This window comes from Tabrizicola sp. (genome assembly GCF_034366665.1).
In the GTDB taxonomy this organism is placed as follows: domain Bacteria; phylum Pseudomonadota; class Alphaproteobacteria; order Rhodobacterales; family Rhodobacteraceae; genus Tabrizicola.
Map to the genome: position 1 here is coordinate 19,168 of NZ_JAXMMF010000029.1, position 16,396 is coordinate 35,563.

The following is a 16,396-nucleotide window of genomic DNA, read 5'->3' on the forward strand; positions in this document are numbered from 1 at the left end:
TCCTTTCGGGCAAAGGGTGCCGTGTGGGTTCGATGCCACACGGCACAAGTGCCTGTCGTCAGACAGGAAGGGAACCGGGGCCCGGAGGTCCCGACATCCGGACCCGTGGGAGGGTCAGGATCGGCATGCTGGGCCCGAAGCGCTGCCTCGGGCCTGGCTGTCTCAGGCCAGATCGTGACCTTCGGCCACATAGGGGGCTTCCAGCGCCCCATAGGGCGACGGAGTCTGGCGGCTTTCTTCCGGCAGCAGCAGACCGACCAGGTAGATCGCCCACAGCGCCAGCGAGATGGCGATGACGAAGGCGGCGGCGTAACCGGCGCCTTTCAGCATCTGCCCAAGGCTCCAGAAGACAAGGTTGGTCTGCTTGGTCTCGTTGAAATAGTCGTTCGGCATCTCGACCTCTCCTTATTGCAACGGCGCGTAGCCGTGCTCCTGTGCCCAGACGTACCAGTTGTCGACGACCGTGCCGGTCAGCAGGATGCCGATGCCGCCGGTCAGCGTGACCAGCACGGCAAACCACCAGGCCCAGCGGTGGATCCCTTCCATCGTCGCGTTGAACCCCATGGTCCAGCGCCAGAAAAGAGCCGCCCGTTCGGACGCGGTGCCACGGTCGGCGATCTGTTCAAGTTCCCGGTCGCCACCAAAGCGGGAGACGGCCAGGATGGTCGCCCCGTGCATCGCGAAGAGAAGCGCCGATCCGTAAAGGAAGACGATGCTCAGCGCGTGGAACGGGTTGTAGAACAGGTTGCCGTATTGCAGCGAGAAGTTGTTGGTCCAGTCGAGGTGACTGAAGATGCCGTAAGGCACGGCGTGGCTCCAGCTGCCCATCAGGATCGGACGGAACAGGCCCAGCACCAGGAACAGCCAGATCGCCGAAGCGAAGGCCCAGCTGACGTGCTTGCCCATCCCAAGTGCGGCAGCCCGCAGATAGGTGCGAACCCACCAGGCACAGACGCTGACCAGAAGGAAGAAGCTGGCGATGATCCAGACGCCCCCCTCGGCCAGAGGCGCGAAGCCCAGGCCGTATTCCTCGGCCGGTGGCTCCAGGCTGAACCAGAAGAGGTCGCGCAGGAACACAGCCGGGTTGAAGCCCGCCTGGTACCAGTACCAGATGCCGACGGTGAAGAACCAGGCTGCCCCTGCGGCCAGCGAGATCACCCCCATCGTGCCCAGGTAGACGGGCCCCAGCTGGGCATTTCCGAACCAGCCAGCCAGGTTTGAGAAGCCGGCCCCGGTGGTGCGGTTCGACAGCTCGACCTCTTCGGTCAGCCCCATTTCGGGGGCGCCACGAACCTGCACTTGCGTGAAGATGTTCTGATACTCAGCCATTTACGCCTCCCGCGATATCGGCCCACCACGGCAGCTGCAGCCACCAGTCCCACCAGACAACCCACTGGTCGAACCAGATCGTGCCCGAGATCACGATGCAGACCGCCGACCAGAAGCCCGCGTTCAGCGCCAGCAAGAGACCCAGGCGGTGGATGCCCAAGGTGCCGACCGAATAGCCGATGAGGTCACGGAAGTAGGTGTCCTCGTGATCCGGCGTCCGCATTTCCTTGCCCTTTTCAGGGTTGGCTGCCGACAGGATCAGCGCCCCGTGCAGGGCAAGTGCCAGCGCGTTGGTGAAGAAGAAGCTCACCGCGATCATGTGCGCCGGGTTGTAGTGGAAGTTGCCGTAGGTGTAGCCGGTGTTGGACACCCAATCGAGGTGCGTCCAGATCCCGTAGGGGAACGCATACCCCCACGAGCCCATCAGCGCCGGGCGGATCACCACCAGAGTGATATAGGCGAAGATCGCGACGCCAAAGGCGAAGGGCACATGATACCCGATGCCAAGCTTGCGGCAGATCTCGACTTCGCGCAGCGCCCAGGCGACGAAAGCTCCGGTCGCGCAGATCGTGATGATCTGCCACAGCCCGCCTTCGCGCAGCGGCGCCATCGCCATGCCCATTTCCACGGGCGGCGGATTGATCGAGATCAGCCAGGGGTTCCAGGTTCCCTGCAGCACGGCGCCATAGAAGATCAGCATGGTGCCAAGCGCTGCGAAGAAGAAGGTCAGGACCCCGAAGAACCCGACATAGAAGGGACCGACCCAGAAGTCGAATAGGTTGCCCCCGATCAGCGTGCCGCCAGGCACGCGGTATTTCCGTTCGAAGCTGAGCAGTGCCATGCTTCCCTCTCGCTTTTTTTACCGGTCAATGCTGCCGTCGGGCGCAGGCGGTCGGCGTGCCGGATGTGTGTCAGACGTCAGGTTGCCAGGGGCGGCGGGCAGATTGCTGCGCCGCCCCCGACGATATGTAGGACCTTATTCGCTGGCAGGAGCAGCCGCGGTGTAGCCATACTTGGCATTCGCGATGTCGAACCAGTTGTAGGCCGGCGTGCTGAGCAGCACGAGGTGGATCATTGCCGCCAGGAGGAACAGGAACACGCCCTGTGCCACGAAGACGCGACGAGGATCGAAGATCAGCCAGATTTTGTAGAACTTGGACATTTTTCGTTCCTCCTCAGAACCACGGACGCCAGATGTAGACCGCCAAGTGAGCAACCACGGCGATGACTGTGAACAGCCAAAGCCCGCTCATATAAACGGAATGCAGTTCTTGCGCCTGCTCGTCGGTAAGACCTGTGAAGCTCAGGTCGGATTTATCAGCCATAGTGTCCTCCGAAAGGGGTGACTGACGCCGCATACCCTGCGGCTGGGTTCACGGGACAGCGGACTGCTGCTCCGTCTGGTCCGGAAAGGCCGGGGTTCCCCCCGCCCTCCCCGAAGGCTTTACCGGACGGGCGGGCGCACCACGTCGGTCATAAGAACCGCCTTTTCAGGGGCGGAAGATCGAGGGCGTGATCTCCTCGGCGTCGCGCAGTGCGCGCGCCAGGGGACCTTGCGCCGGAATGTGCATGTGGCGGAGAGCCGAGCCCACCCAGACCAGGCACTGCACCGGCAGCGCAAGGATCAGGATCAGCGTGAAGTAGGTGGCGTACTCGGCCTTCGGCGTGCGCTTTGTGGACGCCTTCAGGTGAACGTGGCTGATGTAGCTCTGGTCGCTCATGGTCTCTCTCCCCTTGCGGTACCGGCAGGGTTTGCACTTGGCGCGCCCGACAGGGTTTCGACGAATTCCAGGATGACCCGCTCGGCCCCGTGGTCGAGCGCGGTCTTTTCAGCCGCATCCCGCAAGGTGCGGGCAGCGGAAATACGGGTCAGCACCGGGTGCTGCTGCAGGATGCGGTCCAGCGCGAGCTGCGCGTCGGTGTCCCAGGGCATGTCACGGCGCAGCGTCGTGGGCGTGGCCGAGGCGCTGTCCATTTCGCTGCCCAAGGGCAGTATGTGGAACAGGGCGTCGAAGAGCCCGTTGCAGACCTCCTGCAGCAAGTAGACCGCGCCGGCGTAGCCCATGAACGGCGTCCCCGTGGCGCGGCGGATCGCAGCGCCGGGGAAGCTTGCCGGGATGAAACTGGGGGCCGGGCCATGCCCACCCTTCAGTTCCGCCAGATACATCTTCTCGTTGATCGACCCCATCACGATCAGCGGCCGGTGCTGTTTCATCAGCGCGCGGACACCTTCGTTGTTGGTCTTCTTGCCCGCCAGCCTCGGCACCGCGAAGGCGCAAGGCAGACCCAGGTCGTCTTCCAGAAACTTCCGGATGCCGCGCGTGTAGGTCTCGTTCGCGACGATGGCGAAGCTGGCCGTCGCGAAGAAATCCTGGGTGACGGACCGCCACAGATCCCACAGCGGCTTCAGCGTCGAATGCTTTTCGCGTTCAATGAACGGTTCCGGGTCCAGCCCCAGCATCTCGCCCAGGGTCCGCAGGAACAGGGTCGTCGACTCCAGCCCCATCGGCGCCTGCAGGTAGGGCTTGCCCAGGCACTCAGCGAGGCCCCGGCCAAACTCGCGGTACATCACCACGTTGGCGTCGGCGTTCACCAGGTTCCGCATCTCGGCGATGTGGGCACCAAGCGGCATCACCATGTTGATCTCGGCCCCGATGCCTTCGACCAGGCGACGGATCTCGGCCAGGTCCGAGGGCATGTTGAAGGTGCCGTACATCGGCCCCAGGATATTGACCCGCGGCTTGGAACCTTCCGGACGAGCCGTCTCGGGCGGCATCCGCCCCTTGGTCATCCCGAATTCGGTGAAGATCCAGGTCATCGCCCGGTCGGCGCACTGCCACTGGTCTTCGTCGATGGTCCTGGGCAGGAAGCGCTGGATGTTCGTGCCAGCCGGAGTCACCCCGCCCCCGATCATCTCGGCAATCGACCCGGTCACGACGACCGCGGGCAAAGCCGGGTCCAAAGTCTTCCAGGCCCGCGCCATTGAGGCTTCGGTGCCCGAAGTCATCTCGCCCTCACCAAGTCCGGTCACCACGATGGGCAACTCATGCGGCGGCAAGGCGTCGGTATAGTGCAGGACCGACGTCACCGGCAGGTTCTCACACCCCACCGGGCCGTCGATGACGACCTGCAGGCCCTTCACGGCGCAGAAGGCATAGATCGCCCCCCAGTAGCCGCCCGCCCGGTCATGATCCTGCACCAGCATCAGATCATCTCCTCGGCTTTGGCGGCTTTCGCGGCCTTGTCGAGTTTCTTCTGGTGGATCGCGCGGAAATCGGGACGCAGGTTCGGCGCGCCTTCCCAGATGCCCGAGGTATCGCCGGTGCCAACCCCTTCGAAGAAGGCTTTCATGCCCTCCATCCGGGTCTTGTTGCCCATCGCGGCGTTCACCACCTGAGCCAACGACCCCGCCCCCGCCGGTCCCATCAGAGGCCGCGCAGAGATCAGATTTGTGAAGTAAAGCGAGGGGATCGCCTTTTCCTTGGCCTTCTGCACCACCGGAGTCGTCCCGACGGCGAGGTCCGGCTTGAACGCCTCCATCGCGGCCAGGTCATCCTCCAGGCTCGCGCGGTATTTCACCACGGTGCCCTTGGCTTCCAGCCAGGCGCGGTCGGCAGCCGACCATTCGTTCTTCGGGCAGGCAGTGCCGACATAAGGCACATCCGCGCCGCTTTCGATCAGCAGGCGGGCGACCAAGAGTTCGGACCCTTCATAGCCCGACAGCGTGATCCGCCCCTTGATCGGGTTGGCCGCAAGGGCCGCCTTGATCGCCGGGCCAAACGCATTCTGCGCCGCTGCAATCAGCTCGGGGGCAACGTTGTAAGCCGCCCCAATCGCCGCCAGCCACTCCATCGTGCCGTCATGCCCCACGGGGGCCGAGCCGACGACCGTCCGCCCCGCCGCCTGGAACTCACGGATCGAGGCCGTGTAGAACGGATGAATCGCCGCCACGACACCACTATCCAGCGCCGCATAAAGCTCACGCCATTCGCGGCAGGGAACCACGGGACCGGCGGCCAGGCCCATCGGGGCCAGCATCGCGCCGATCATCATCGGGTCGGCGGGGAACATCTCACCCAGCAGGGTCACGGTCGGACGGTCGGACCGCCCTTGCGCCGGGGGCACAACGGGACCCGCCTGAATTTCCGCCCGCGCATAGGCCAGCATGGCACCAGCCAGCACGTCCTTCGCCTCGGCATGGGTCGGGACACCAAAGCCCGGCACGTCGATGCCGATGATCCGCACGCCGTTGATTTCCTTGGGCAACAACCGCAGCGGAACGCCGCTTGCTGTCGGCACGCACAGGTTCGTCACCACCACCGCATCATAGCGATCCGGGTCCGCCAGCTCATGCACCGCATCGCGGATGTCTTCGAAGAGTTTCCCGGTAACCAGCGATTCCGAGTTGAAGGGCACATAGCCCACCGACCGCCGCGCGCCGTAGAAGTGCGACACGAAGGTCAGCCCGTAGACACAGCAGGCCGAGCCAGACAGCACCGTCGCCACCCGCCGCATCCGCAGACCGACGCGCAAGCTACCAAAAGCCGGGCACATGGATTGCGGCTTGTCATGCGGACCTTGCGGATAGTCCGCTGCATATTGGTCCAGGATTTCAGAATTGCCCGCCGCCCGAGCAGCCTCCGCCATCTGCCCCGCACCCGCGTGGCAGCCCAGTCCGTCGACCGAAGGGGTGGCGGTCAGGTCGTTCACTTGGCGCCCCCGTCCAGCGCCTTCAGCGCCTGTTCGATAATGGCGAGTGCTTCGAGGTCAAACATTGTCGTAGACCACTTCCAGGCTGGGTTTGATGACTGCATTCTTGCCGCGCATGTCCGCGTCGCTTGCCGGGGTCAGCACGAAATCCGCCCCCGTCGCCTCGGCGCTGAACAGGCCGAGGAGGCCGTCCTGCGACAAGGGCTTCGGCTTCACCGGGGGCGCTTCGGCCACCGCGATCCCAAGCGCCTCGAACATCGGGCCCCACTGGGATTCGTAGCTGCCGACGATCTGATAATTCGCCGATTTCTTCCGCAGATCATCGTCCTGCGGGATCGCCGACAGAACTGGGATACCCACGGCCTCGGCAAAGGCAGCTGCCTCGCCCGACCCGTCGTCCTTGTTGATCACCAGACCCGCGATGCCGACGTTGCCGCCCAGCTTGCGGAAGTATTCCACCGCGGAACACACGTTGTTGGCCACATACAGCGACTGCAGGTCGTTGGAGGCGACAAGGATCACCTTCTGCGCCATGTCGCGGGCGATCGGCAGGCCGAACCCGCCGCAGACCACGTCGCCCAGGAAGTCCAGGAGCACATAGTCAAAGTCCCAGTCGTGGAACCCCAGCTTTTCCAGAAGCTCAAACCCGTGGATGATCCCGCGCCCGCCGCACCCGCGACCGACCTCCGGGCCACCAAGTTCCATCGCGAAGACGCCGCCGCGCTTGAAGCAGACGTCGCCGATCTTCACTTCCTCACCGGCCAGCTTCTTGCGGGTCGAGGTTTCGATGATCGTCGGGCAGGCCTTGCCACCGAACAAAAGCGAGGTCGTATCCGACTTCGGGTCGCAGCCGATCAAGAGCACGCGCTTGCCCATCTCGGCCATCATGTGGCTGAGGTTCGCCAGCGTGAACGACTTGCCGATCCCGCCCTTGCCGTAGATCGCGATGATCTGCGTCTTTTTCGTCGGCGCGGCATGCGGCACTTCCAGCGAAGGCTCTTCACTGGCTTCAGCGCGCAGTCGGGCGTCGAAATCCTTCAGATTGGGAACTTCGGTCATGCAGCAGCACTCCAATCGAGGATCATTTTCAGGCAGTTCGGGTCAGTGAAGGCAGTATCGTAGGCCGTGCTTGCGTCAGCAGCGGCGGCGCGGTGGGTAATAAGACCGTCCAGCGACAGGCGGCCTTCGTCCATCAGGCGACGCGTCGCCTCCAGGTCGGCGGGCTGCCATTCACTGGCGACCCGCAGCCGCAGCTCTTTCATGAAGGCGGGCGGGAAGGCGAAACTGATGGGCGCGGTGTAGAAGCCGCACAGGACGACCTCTCCACCCTTGGCCAGGCGGGGAACCAGCGTGTCCAGAAGACCCGCAGCGCCCGAGGCATCCAGGATCACCCGGTAATCGCGGCGCGAATCGTCTTCCGGCGCGATGACCTGATAACCTTCGGCACCTTGGCGGCGCGCAGCATCAATCTCCCAGACCGTCGGCTCTGCGCCCATCGTCACGGCGATGCGAGCCAGAAGACGCCCCAGCACCCCATGTCCGATGATCAGATCGGGCAGCGGCCCACCGGCCAGCGCGTGATGCGCCGTCGCGGCCAAAGCCAAGAGCGCGCCCTGCGCGCCATAGCCTGCGTCCAGCTTTGCCACCCGTGCCGCCGGAGTCACCAGCAGCGCCGAAGCCCCGCCAAACAACCCGCGCACACCGTTTTCATAGCAGTTGGCACCCGGCACGAAGACATGGTCGCCAACCGAAAGCCCGGTCTGGCCGCACGTCTCCACCACTTCGCCGAAGCTCTCATAGCCCGGCACCAGCGGATAACCCATCCCCGGAAAGGCGGGCATCGTGCCCTGCCAGAACAGCTTTTCCGTGCCTGTGGAAATCCCGGAGTGCAGCACCCTGACCACCACGTCCCCGTCAAGCGGAGCCTTCAGTCCAACCCGGCCCAGTTTCAGGGATTGGGGGCCAGAGAGGATGACGGCATGGGTATCCACGTGGTTGGGACTTTCCTGAATCGCACGCTGTTTGCGCTTAGTGTCAGTCTAGCCTGACAGTTTAGGATGTCAAACTAATTGGACACTATTCTGTGTATCGGTGGCAAAGAATCCGCTGGACACGGTTCAGGGCTTCAGCGCCGTGACGGCCGAGGTCACGAACGGGCGGTCGCCGGGCCGGACCCGGATGCCGTGAAACCCGGCCGCCGCCAGCACTGCCGCGATTTCCGCGGGCGACCTTGTGCGCCCGGTTCGCATCGCCAGCGTGTAGATCGCAAAGTAGACGTCGGTGGCCCGATCCGGGTGATTGCCCCCCGACATCGGTTCGGAAACAAGGATCATCCCGCCCGATGGCAAGGCATTGAAAACTTTGGCAATCAGAGAGATCACGCTCGCGTCCGAGTGGTCATAAAGCACGCGGATCAGGCTGATCGTGTCGGAGCCCTCGGGGAAGGGATCGGCTCGGAAATCGCCGGGGCACAGTCGCAGCCGGTCGCGCAATGACGGCGGGACGGCGGCCAGCACCGCGGGCATGTCGAACAGTGACAGGGTCAGCCCCGGATGCACCTTGCCGACTTCGGCCAGGAATGCCCCGGTGCCGCCGCCCACGTCCAGAAGGTGCCGGCGAGGTGTCAGGTTGACGAGACGCATCGTGTCCTCGGCGACCAGCACCTGGCTTTCCGCCATCAGTCGACTGTAGCGCGCGGCCAACCCCGCATCTTCCTGCGCCAGGGGTCCGAACACATAGGGCCAGAAGCCCGCCAGCTGGGTCTCGGTCTGCCCGCGGAAGAAGGCCAGCGGGTCGGCAAGGTCGCCGTACAGCACGTGGTGATGCCGCACCATCGGCTCCAGCCCAGGGACGGCCAGAAAGGCCGCACCGCGTGGGGCAAGATGCCAGCGCCCGCGACGATCCTGGCGCAGAAGCTTCAACGCCGCCCCCGCCTTCAGCAGGACGGCCAAGGGCGCCGGCTGGATCGCGCAGCGGCGTGACAGGTCGTCGGTCTCCATCGGCCCTGCAGCCAGGAAATGCAGCACCCGCGCCTCGACCAGCGCCACGAGGGCCTGACTTTGGACAAAGCCCGACAGGATGCTGAAGAGCTCCTCCCCCTCACGCCGGGCCTTCCAGCGCAGGCCGGGAACCTTCGCCGCAAGCTTGTGAAAGCGTGGCGACAGCGCCAGACGGGTCAGGAAACCCAGCGCCTCGGGCCGCGCGGGCGGCGGGCGCGGTTCGGCGTTCATCTTGCTGCAGCTTCGGGGAGGACGGTCATCTTGCGGGCATAGGCCGTGACCAGATTGGCCAGCATCGCCTCGCCCGGGCAGGACGGGATGGACGCAATCGCACCGCCCAGAATGTCCTTCATATGCGCCAACGCGCCTTCGACCCCCATCGACTGCACGGCATTGGGCCGGAAATGCGCGGCGTCCTGCCCTGCAGGCTTGCCGGTCTGGTCCGAGGTCAGCAGCGCATCCTTAAGATCATCCGCCACCTGGAAGGCCGCGCCGATCCGGTCGCCAAGGTCGGCCCAGGGCTCGGCCTCCTGCCCCGCCGCCACGGCCCCCATCTGGGTCGCCGCCACGAACAGCGCCGCCGTCTTGGCCCGGTGATAGGCCAGCAAATCCACCTTCGGCTCGCTCTCCCAGGCCTGCCCCGCGCAGATCCCGAACGGAGCGCCCGCGTGGCGTGCCAGGACGGCTGTCAGCGCCAGCGCCCGGTCAGGGGCTGCGCCACCCGCCTTGGCCAGCACCTCGAAGGAAAGGATGATCAGGCTGTCGCCGGACAGGACGGCGAGGGGCTCGCTGAACGCGCGGTGCAGGGTCGGCTTGCCGCGCCGAAGGTCCGAATCATCGAATGCGGGCAGATCGTCATGCACCAGGCTGGCGCAGTGCATCATCTCCAGCGCCACGGCGGCGGCCGTCGACAGTTCTGGCCGATCGTCACCGCAGGCTGCGGCCACCGCCAGCAGAATCGTCGGGCGAATGCGCGCCCCGCCGGGAAAGACGGCATAAGGAATCGCGGCCGACAGTTTCGGCGGCGCGTCCTTGCGGTTCAGGACGACAAGGCTTTCGTGAAGCGCTTTTTCGATACGGTCGGCAAATGGCACGGGGGGACTCCTTTGCCCAGGGACCTGGTGGTCCGTCGATTCAGTTTGGCATTGCGGTCGCCATGTGTAAACTTGAATTTACACTATACTGTCATTCCCATCTGACACGAGGCCCGAACCGATGCCCTCCCCCGACAGCACAGGCCGACCCCGCGCGGTCGTGATCGGCGCGGGAATGGCCGGGCTTGCGGCCGCGATCCGGCTGGCGGCAAGCGGTTGCCGCGTGACCGTCGTGGAAAGCGCGGACACCCCCGGCGGCAAGGCCCGTGCCCGCCCAACCCAGGCAGGTCCCGCGGCGATGGGACCCACCGTCCTGACCCTAAAGGCCGAAGTCGACGCGCTTTTCGCGCTGGCTGGCACCACGACCGAGGCTGAGATCTCCCTGACCCGCCTGCCCCGCCTTGCCCGGCACTGGTGGCCCGGCTCGGGCCCGCTGGACCTGTTTGCGGACCGCGACGCCAACATCGACGCGATTCGCGCCTTTGCCGGGAACCGCGAGGCCGAGGGCTTCGCCCGCTTCGACACCCGTGCCCGCGCACTTTACGACGCCTTCGAACAGCCCGTGATGCGCGCTGCAAAGCCCGACCTTGGCGCAATCGCCCGGACCACGCTGCGCCAGCCAAACCTCTGGCCCGCACTTTTGCCCGGCATGACCCTTGACCGTTGGCTGGCGCAATTCTTCCGCGACCCGCGCCTGCGCCAGCTTTTCGGGCGCTACTCGACTTACGTCGGCGGCCGCCCCGCCCATACTCCCGCTGTCCTGTCCCTGGTCTGGCAGGCCGAAGCACAGGGCGTATGGGCGGTGACCGAGGGCATCCAGGCCCTTGCCCAAGCCCTTGCCCGCGCCGCTGAAACCTTCGGCGTCCGCTTCCACTACGCCACGCAGGCCCGCCGCATCACCCGCCAAGCCGGCCGCGTCGCCCATGTCGAGACCGATCAGGGCCACCACCCCGCCGACATCGTCGTCTTCAACGGCGATCCCCGCGCGCTGACCGACGGGCTTCTGGGCGAGGCCGCGCAGACCGCCCTCAAACCCCCCGGCAAACCCAGCCTTTCGGCCTGGGTCTGGTCCTTTGCCGCCACGCCCGAAGGACCCCGCGCCAAGGACCTGATCCACCACAACCTCTTCTTCACTGCCGATCCCGCTGCCGAATTCGGCCCGATCGGCTTGGGCCGTATGCCCGAACGCCCGACGCTCTACGTCAACGCCCAGGACCGTGAGCTGGGAACCACCCCTGCGCTTGAGCGCTTCCAGATCATCATGAACGCCCCGGCCAATTCCCCGGACCACACCGACGAGGACCGCACATGTCACGACCGCACTTTCCCGCCCCTGGCACAGATGGGTCTGTCCTTCTCTCCCACGCCGGGACCGCAGGCGCTGACCCGTCCAAAGGACCTCGCGGCGCGGTTCCCGGCCTCGCTGGGCTCGATCTACGGCGCTTCGCCCGAGGGGGCGCTGGCGGCGTTCCAGCGTCCAGTGGCACGGACCAGCCTGCCGGGGCTTTACCTGGCGGGGGGCGGAGTGCATCCGGGGGCGGGGGTGCCGATGGCGCTTCTCTCCGGCAAGCAGGCCGCCTTACAGGCGCTGAGCGACCTGACTTCAGCCTTGACGTCGGGCCGGACGGCTATGCCTGGTGGTATGTCGACGGGATCTCTGACGACGGGACAAAAGCCGTCTCGCTGATCGCCTTCATCGGGTCGGTCTTTTCACCCTGGTACAAATGGTCCGGCAGGCGTCAGCCGCAGAACCATTGCTGCCTGAACGTCGTCACCTCGGGCCTGAACGGGCGCTTCACCATGACCGACCGGGGACGGCAGGCGCTGCGGCAGTCACCCGACCGGCTGGACATCGGTCCGTCCTCGGTCACCTGGACCGGGCAGGAACTGGTGATCGAGGTCGACGAATGGGGTGCCCTGCCGATGGTGACGCCCGTCCGGGGCCGCATCGTCCTGACTCCCCGGGCGGTCACGCAGACCGAGGTTCTTCTGACCCCCGACGGCGCGCATCTCTGGCGCCCCTTCGCCCCCATCGCGGATATCGAGGTGCAACTGACCCAAGGCCACAGCTGGCGCGGCCACGGCTATTTCGACGCGAATTTCGGGACCCGCGCGCTGGAGGCCGACTTTGCCTTCTGGACCTGGGGCCGCTATCCGCTGAAAGACCGGGCGATGTGCTTTTACGACGCGGAACTGCGCGACGGACGCCACTTCGACCTTGCCGTCGAGATCACCCCCGACGGCCAGGTCCGCGAGACGACGGCTCCGCCCCGGACCCGCTTTGCCCGCAACCCCTGGGCCGTCCGCCGCGAAACCCGCGCCGATCCCGGGACGAAACCACGCCCGCACCTGTCGCTGCTGGAGGCCCCGTTCTACTCGCGCGCGCTGGTCGAGACCCGCATCGACGGCGAGACGACCATCGGCATGCATGAGGCGCTGGACCTGACCCGCTTCCGGTCGCCGCTGATCAAGCCGATGCTTGCCGTCCGGGTCCCGCGCCGCGCCCGCTGGCCCTAGGCGCGCGCCGCGTCGGGGTTCTTGGCCACATCGGGGTTCAGGGTCATGACCGACCAGTTCAGCGCCCCGGCAATCGTGACCCAGGTCAGATAGGGTACGAACAGCGCCCCCGCGACCCAGTCCACACGCCAGAACGCGACCAGCGTCGCGGCCACGCCCAGCCAAAGAAGCGACAGCACCACCATCCCGCCGCGCAGCCGCTTCAGCCCGAAAAAGACCGGCGTCCACAACACGTTCAACCCCATCTGCACGGCAAACAGCGCCAGCGCGATCCCCACCGCCGGGTTCACGCCCGCCTGCCGCGCAACCCGCTCACCGGCCAGCGCGATGCAGATGTAGAGCGTGGTCCAGGCCACCGGAAACAGCCAGTCGGGCGGCGTCCAGCTGGGTTTCGCAAGGCTGCGATACCATTCGCCCGGCGAAAACATCGCGCCCGTGGCGGCAGAGGGCCCGCAGGCCAGAAGGAACACAAGAAACACCCAGATATCCATGACGCCGATCCGTTGAAGGTTGTGCCGGGAAACGCCAGCACTCGCGCCTTGGTTCCTTAGCCTGCCGCGCCGCGCCTGTCGCGTGCTTCCAACTGGGCCAGGATATCCAGCAAAGTCTCGGACCGTTGCGACCGGGGCGAACGTTGGCCTGCCGCCTCGACCAGGAAGGCCACCTCGGGTTCCGCCCGGGCATGCAGCAGCGCGGGACGCGGCATGACCTGGGTCAGCGCCGCCGACCCCATCGCCCGGCCCATCAGGACCAGCTTCTGCCCCCGGCTGGTCCGCGCCCGCCGGGTCACGCTGTCATGCCCTGCCCGCGAGACCTCGGTCCCGATGGCCGCGTAGATATGACGCGCCGCCGCGATCCCCAGCCGACAATCCGCCGGCAGCGAGGAGATCCCCGCCCCCGCCCGCCGGTAAAGCTCATCCGCCACCGCCAGAAGCCGCTGCACCACCCGGGCCAGCGCGACCGAGGGCCGGGGGTCCGCCAGGAACCGCTCAACGTCGATCCCCGCCTCGTCCAGCCAGTCCAGCGGCAGGAACAACCGCCCGGCGCGGGCATCTTCGCCCACATCCCGCGCGATGTTGGTCAGCTGCATCGCCAGGCCCAGGTCCGCCGCCCGCGACAGCGCATCGGGATCACGCACCCGCATCAGCACGCACATCATCACCCCGACGCTGGACGCGACACGGGCACTGTAGGCATTCAGATCAGCTAGGCTTGCATAGCGCCGCCCCATCGCATCCCAGGCCAGGCCCTCCAGCAGCGCATCCGGCAAGGCGCGCGGCATGTCGAAGTCCTCGACCACCGCTGCAAAGGCCCGGTCCGAAGGCCGCGCCTCGGGCCTGCCCGCATAGATCAGGTCCAGCCGTTCGCGCAGCCGCAAGACCGCGCGGGCCTTGTCCTGCACCTCGTCCACGTCATCATCCGCCACCCGGCAGAACGCATACAAGGCCAGCGCCGGGTCACGCACGCGCGCCGGCAACAACTTCGACGCGGCATGAAACGACAAACTGCCCGTGCGAATCATCGCCCGGCAGGCGTCCATATCCTGCGCCGCGATCATTCCGCCGCCATCCTGAGCGGGGCCGCCGCCCGGACTGGAGCATCCGGCACCAGCGTCGCCAGCACTTCCGCCGTCCCGATCACCCCCGGGACCCCGGCACCAGGATGCGTGCCCGCACCCGCCAGATACAGCCCCGGCAACTCCTCCGACACATTGTGCGGCCGGAACCAGGCCGATTGCAGGATGCGCGGCTCCAACGAGAACCCGGCGCCATGCGGCGACAGATACCGGTCGCGGAAGGTGTCGGGCGTGAAGACCAGGCTTTCCGTCACCCGGCCCGTCAGACCCGGCAGCAGCCGATCTTCCAGGATTTTCAGCATCTTCAGGCGATAGGTCTCCTCCATCGCGGTCCAGTCCACCGGGTCCTTGTGCCCCAGATGCGGCACCGGCGACAGGACATAGAACGTGTCATCCCCCTCTGGCGCGACCGACGGGTCGGTGACCGAGGGCCGGTGGACATACAGACTCATGTCCTCGGACAGCTTGCCGGTCTGGAAGATCTCGCGGATATGCTCACGGTAGCGCGGGCCCACGACGATCGAATGATGGCCAACCTCCGGCCACATCCCCTTGGTTCCCTTGGTGCCGAAATACCAGACGAAGAGACTCATCGACCAGCGTGAGCGCATCAGCTTGGGCGCGGTCCAGCGTTTGACCGGCTGGTTGCGCATCAGCCGCGTGTAGGTCGTCCCCGGATCGGCGTTCGACACCACGACATCCGCCGCCAGCACCCGCCCATCCGCCAGCCGCACGCCCGAGGCGCGGCCCTTGGCGACCAGGATCTCGTCGACCTCGGCGTCCTGGACCACACGGCCGCCCTGGTCCTTGACGACGCGGGACATCGCCTCGGCAATCGCCTGCACGCCGCCCATCGCGTAGTGGACCCCGAAGGCCCGCTCAAGGTGGCTGACCAGCGCATACATGCTGGTCACATGGAACGGATCGCCGCCGATGAACAGCGGATGGAACGACAGCGCGAATCTCAGCCGTTCATCCTTCACCCGCCGCGCGGCATGGGCGTAGACCGACCGATCCGCCCGCATCATCGCGAACTTCGGCAGCACCTTGATCAGGTCCACCAGCTTGTGCATCGAACGACGCCCCAGATCCTCGAACCCGAACCAATAGCGCGCCTCGGCGTCCTTCAGGAACTTGCGGAACCCCGGCAGATCGCCCGGCGAAAGGCGGGCCACCTCGACCTCCATCGCCGCATCCCCGGACCGCGCGGTGAAGCTGGAGCCGTCTTCCCACAGGATCTTGTAGTACGGGTCCATCGGCACCAGGGTCACGTCCCGGTCAAAGTCCCGCCCGCAGGTCGCCCACAACTCGCGCAATCCCTGCGGCACCGTCACGATCGTTGGCCCCAGATCAAAGCGATGCCCGCCTTGGGTGATCGACGAGCCGCGCCCGCCAGGCCGGTCAAGCCGGTCCACGACCGTGACCTGCCAACCCTTGGCACCCAACCGCATCGCCGAGGCAAGTCCCCCCAGACCCGCGCCAATCACGATGGCCCTACCGCGGCCGTCCAGTGCAGAGGGCAGCATATCGACCTGCCCGGACCGAGGATGTTGTGTCATTTGGTCAGTGTATAGTGTCCACCTAGATTTACAACTTTGCTTTTTCATCCCGCAAAACAGGCTGATTTGACTTCCCTGCGGCTGCATTAAGTGTAATTCTGTCCTGACACTTGGGCCGGAGGATCGACTCATTTCCGTTGCCACGCTCAGCCTCTTCCGTTTCGCGACTCCCGCCAACCGGCTCTGGGTGATCGCGCAGATGGCGCTTGCGCGGCCGCGGCGGCTTTGGTCCGGGGCGCAATTCGTCAAACTATGCGGGTCCGGCACCGGCGTCGGCTTCACGCCCAGGCCAAACTGGGCGGTCTGGGCCATCTTCGCCGTCTGGCCGGATGAGGCCCGCGCGCGCGACCATATCGCCAACCACCCGGTCATCACCCGCTGGCGTAACCATGCGGCCGAAAACTGGACGGTGTTCCTCGCCCCCTTCTCCGCCCGGGGCAGCTGGGCCGGAGTGAACCCCCTGACCGACACCACCGACGCCCGGTCCCATAACGGCCCCATCGCCGCCCTGACCCGCGCCACCGTCAAGCCGCAGCCGTCCAGTGCAGAGGGCAGCATATCGACCTGCCCGGACCGAGGATGTTGTGTCATTTGGTCAGTGTATAGTGTCCA

General features: G+C 66.0%; 17 protein-coding genes and 1 pseudogene. 3 read left to right on the forward strand and 15 right to left on the reverse strand.

The genetic code is table 11. The features are described 5' to 3' along the window. Positions 1–162: 162 nt before the first annotated feature. The 12 genes from pufX to U1E69_RS03515 form a co-directional block, all read right to left on the reverse strand. On the reverse strand, positions 163–393 hold the full coding sequence (gene pufX / locus U1E69_RS03460) for an RC-LH1 core complex protein PufX (RefSeq protein WP_322242893.1): 231 nt from the start codon (positions 391–393) through the stop codon (positions 163–165). A 12-nt stretch (positions 394–405) separates the two neighbouring features. Beyond that, the gene (gene pufM, locus U1E69_RS03465; protein WP_322242895.1) at positions 406–1,329 is read right to left on the reverse strand and encodes a photosynthetic reaction center subunit M; all 924 of its coding nucleotides are present in this window, start codon (positions 1,327–1,329) and stop codon (positions 406–408) included. Further along, the gene (gene pufL / locus U1E69_RS03470) at positions 1,322–2,170 is read right to left on the reverse strand and encodes a photosynthetic reaction center subunit L (RefSeq protein WP_322242897.1); all 849 of its coding nucleotides are present in this window, start codon (positions 2,168–2,170) and stop codon (positions 1,322–1,324) included. The genes pufM and pufL overlap by 8 nt, the downstream gene beginning before the upstream one ends. Positions 2,171–2,305: 135 nt before the next feature. Beyond that, entirely contained in the window at positions 2,306–2,491 is a 186-nt protein-coding gene (gene pufA / locus U1E69_RS03475; protein WP_322242898.1) for a light-harvesting antenna LH1, alpha subunit, read from the reverse strand. A gap of 13 nt (positions 2,492–2,504) precedes the next feature. Beyond that, the gene (gene pufB / locus U1E69_RS03480; RefSeq protein ID WP_137110521.1) at positions 2,505–2,654 is read right to left on the reverse strand and encodes a light-harvesting antenna LH1, beta subunit; all 150 of its coding nucleotides are present in this window, start codon (positions 2,652–2,654) and stop codon (positions 2,505–2,507) included. Between the two features lie 165 nt (positions 2,655–2,819). Further along, positions 2,820–3,050, reverse strand: coding sequence for a cytochrome PufQ (gene pufQ / locus U1E69_RS03485; protein ID WP_322242900.1), 231 nt, complete (start codon positions 3,048–3,050; stop codon positions 2,820–2,822). After that, positions 3,047–4,534: a chlorophyllide a reductase subunit Z gene (gene bchZ / locus U1E69_RS03490; protein WP_322242901.1), complete on the reverse strand. Its 1,488-nt coding sequence runs from the start codon at positions 4,532–4,534 to the stop codon at positions 3,047–3,049. Before bchZ ends, pufQ begins: the two co-directional genes overlap by 4 nt. Further along, the gene (bchY, locus tag U1E69_RS03495) at positions 4,534–5,976 is read right to left on the reverse strand and encodes a chlorophyllide a reductase subunit Y (protein ID WP_322242912.1); all 1,443 of its coding nucleotides are present in this window, start codon (positions 5,974–5,976) and stop codon (positions 4,534–4,536) included. The genes bchZ and bchY overlap by 1 nt, the downstream gene beginning before the upstream one ends. Before the next feature lie 120 nt (positions 5,977–6,096). Beyond that, positions 6,097–7,098, reverse strand: a complete 1,002-nt coding sequence (locus U1E69_RS03500; protein ID WP_322242902.1) for a chlorophyllide a reductase iron protein subunit X — start codon at positions 7,096–7,098, stop codon at positions 6,097–6,099. Continuing rightward, the gene (bchC, locus tag U1E69_RS03505) at positions 7,095–8,030 is read right to left on the reverse strand and encodes a chlorophyll synthesis pathway protein BchC (RefSeq protein ID WP_322242903.1); all 936 of its coding nucleotides are present in this window, start codon (positions 8,028–8,030) and stop codon (positions 7,095–7,097) included. Before bchC ends, U1E69_RS03500 begins: the two co-directional genes overlap by 4 nt. A gap of 126 nt (positions 8,031–8,156) precedes the next feature. Then, complete coding sequence (locus tag U1E69_RS03510) at positions 8,157–9,269, reverse strand: methyltransferase (protein WP_322242905.1); 1,113 nt, start codon at positions 9,267–9,269, stop codon at positions 8,157–8,159. Further along, positions 9,266–10,132, reverse strand: a complete 867-nt coding sequence (locus U1E69_RS03515; protein WP_416200252.1) for a polyprenyl synthetase family protein — start codon at positions 10,130–10,132, stop codon at positions 9,266–9,268. The genes U1E69_RS03510 and U1E69_RS03515 overlap by 4 nt, the downstream gene beginning before the upstream one ends. Before the next feature lie 121 nt (positions 10,133–10,253). Between U1E69_RS03515 and crtD the strand changes: the two genes are divergently transcribed. Both crtD and crtC read left to right on the forward strand, forming a co-directional pair. Continuing rightward, entirely contained in the window at positions 10,254–11,819 is a 1,566-nt protein-coding gene (gene crtD / locus U1E69_RS03520) for a 1-hydroxycarotenoid 3,4-desaturase CrtD (protein ID WP_322242906.1), read from the forward strand. After that, positions 11,786–12,649, forward strand: coding sequence for a carotenoid 1,2-hydratase (gene crtC / locus U1E69_RS03525; RefSeq protein ID WP_322242915.1), 864 nt, complete (start codon positions 11,786–11,788; stop codon positions 12,647–12,649). Before crtD ends, crtC begins: the two co-directional genes overlap by 34 nt. On the opposite strand, the gene tspO is transcribed toward crtC, so the two are convergent. The 3 genes from tspO to U1E69_RS03540 are packed head-to-tail and all read right to left on the reverse strand — an operon-like array spanning position 12,646 to position 15,751. Then, complete coding sequence (gene tspO, locus U1E69_RS03530) at positions 12,646–13,140, reverse strand: tryptophan-rich sensory protein TspO (protein ID WP_322242907.1); 495 nt, start codon at positions 13,138–13,140, stop codon at positions 12,646–12,648. The genes crtC and tspO overlap by 4 nt on opposite strands. 56 nt (positions 13,141–13,196) lie before the next feature. Further along, positions 13,197–14,207: a 15-cis-phytoene synthase gene (gene crtB / locus U1E69_RS03535; RefSeq protein WP_322242909.1), complete on the reverse strand. Its 1,011-nt coding sequence runs from the start codon at positions 14,205–14,207 to the stop codon at positions 13,197–13,199. Then, positions 14,204–15,751: a phytoene desaturase gene (locus U1E69_RS03540; RefSeq protein ID WP_322242917.1), complete on the reverse strand. Its 1,548-nt coding sequence runs from the start codon at positions 15,749–15,751 to the stop codon at positions 14,204–14,206. Before U1E69_RS03540 ends, crtB begins: the two co-directional genes overlap by 4 nt. Positions 15,752–15,983: 232 nt before the next feature. Here U1E69_RS03540 and U1E69_RS03545 point away from each other — a divergent pair. Next, positions 15,984–16,396, forward strand: a pseudogene (locus U1E69_RS03545) (hypothetical protein); the annotation flags it as partial.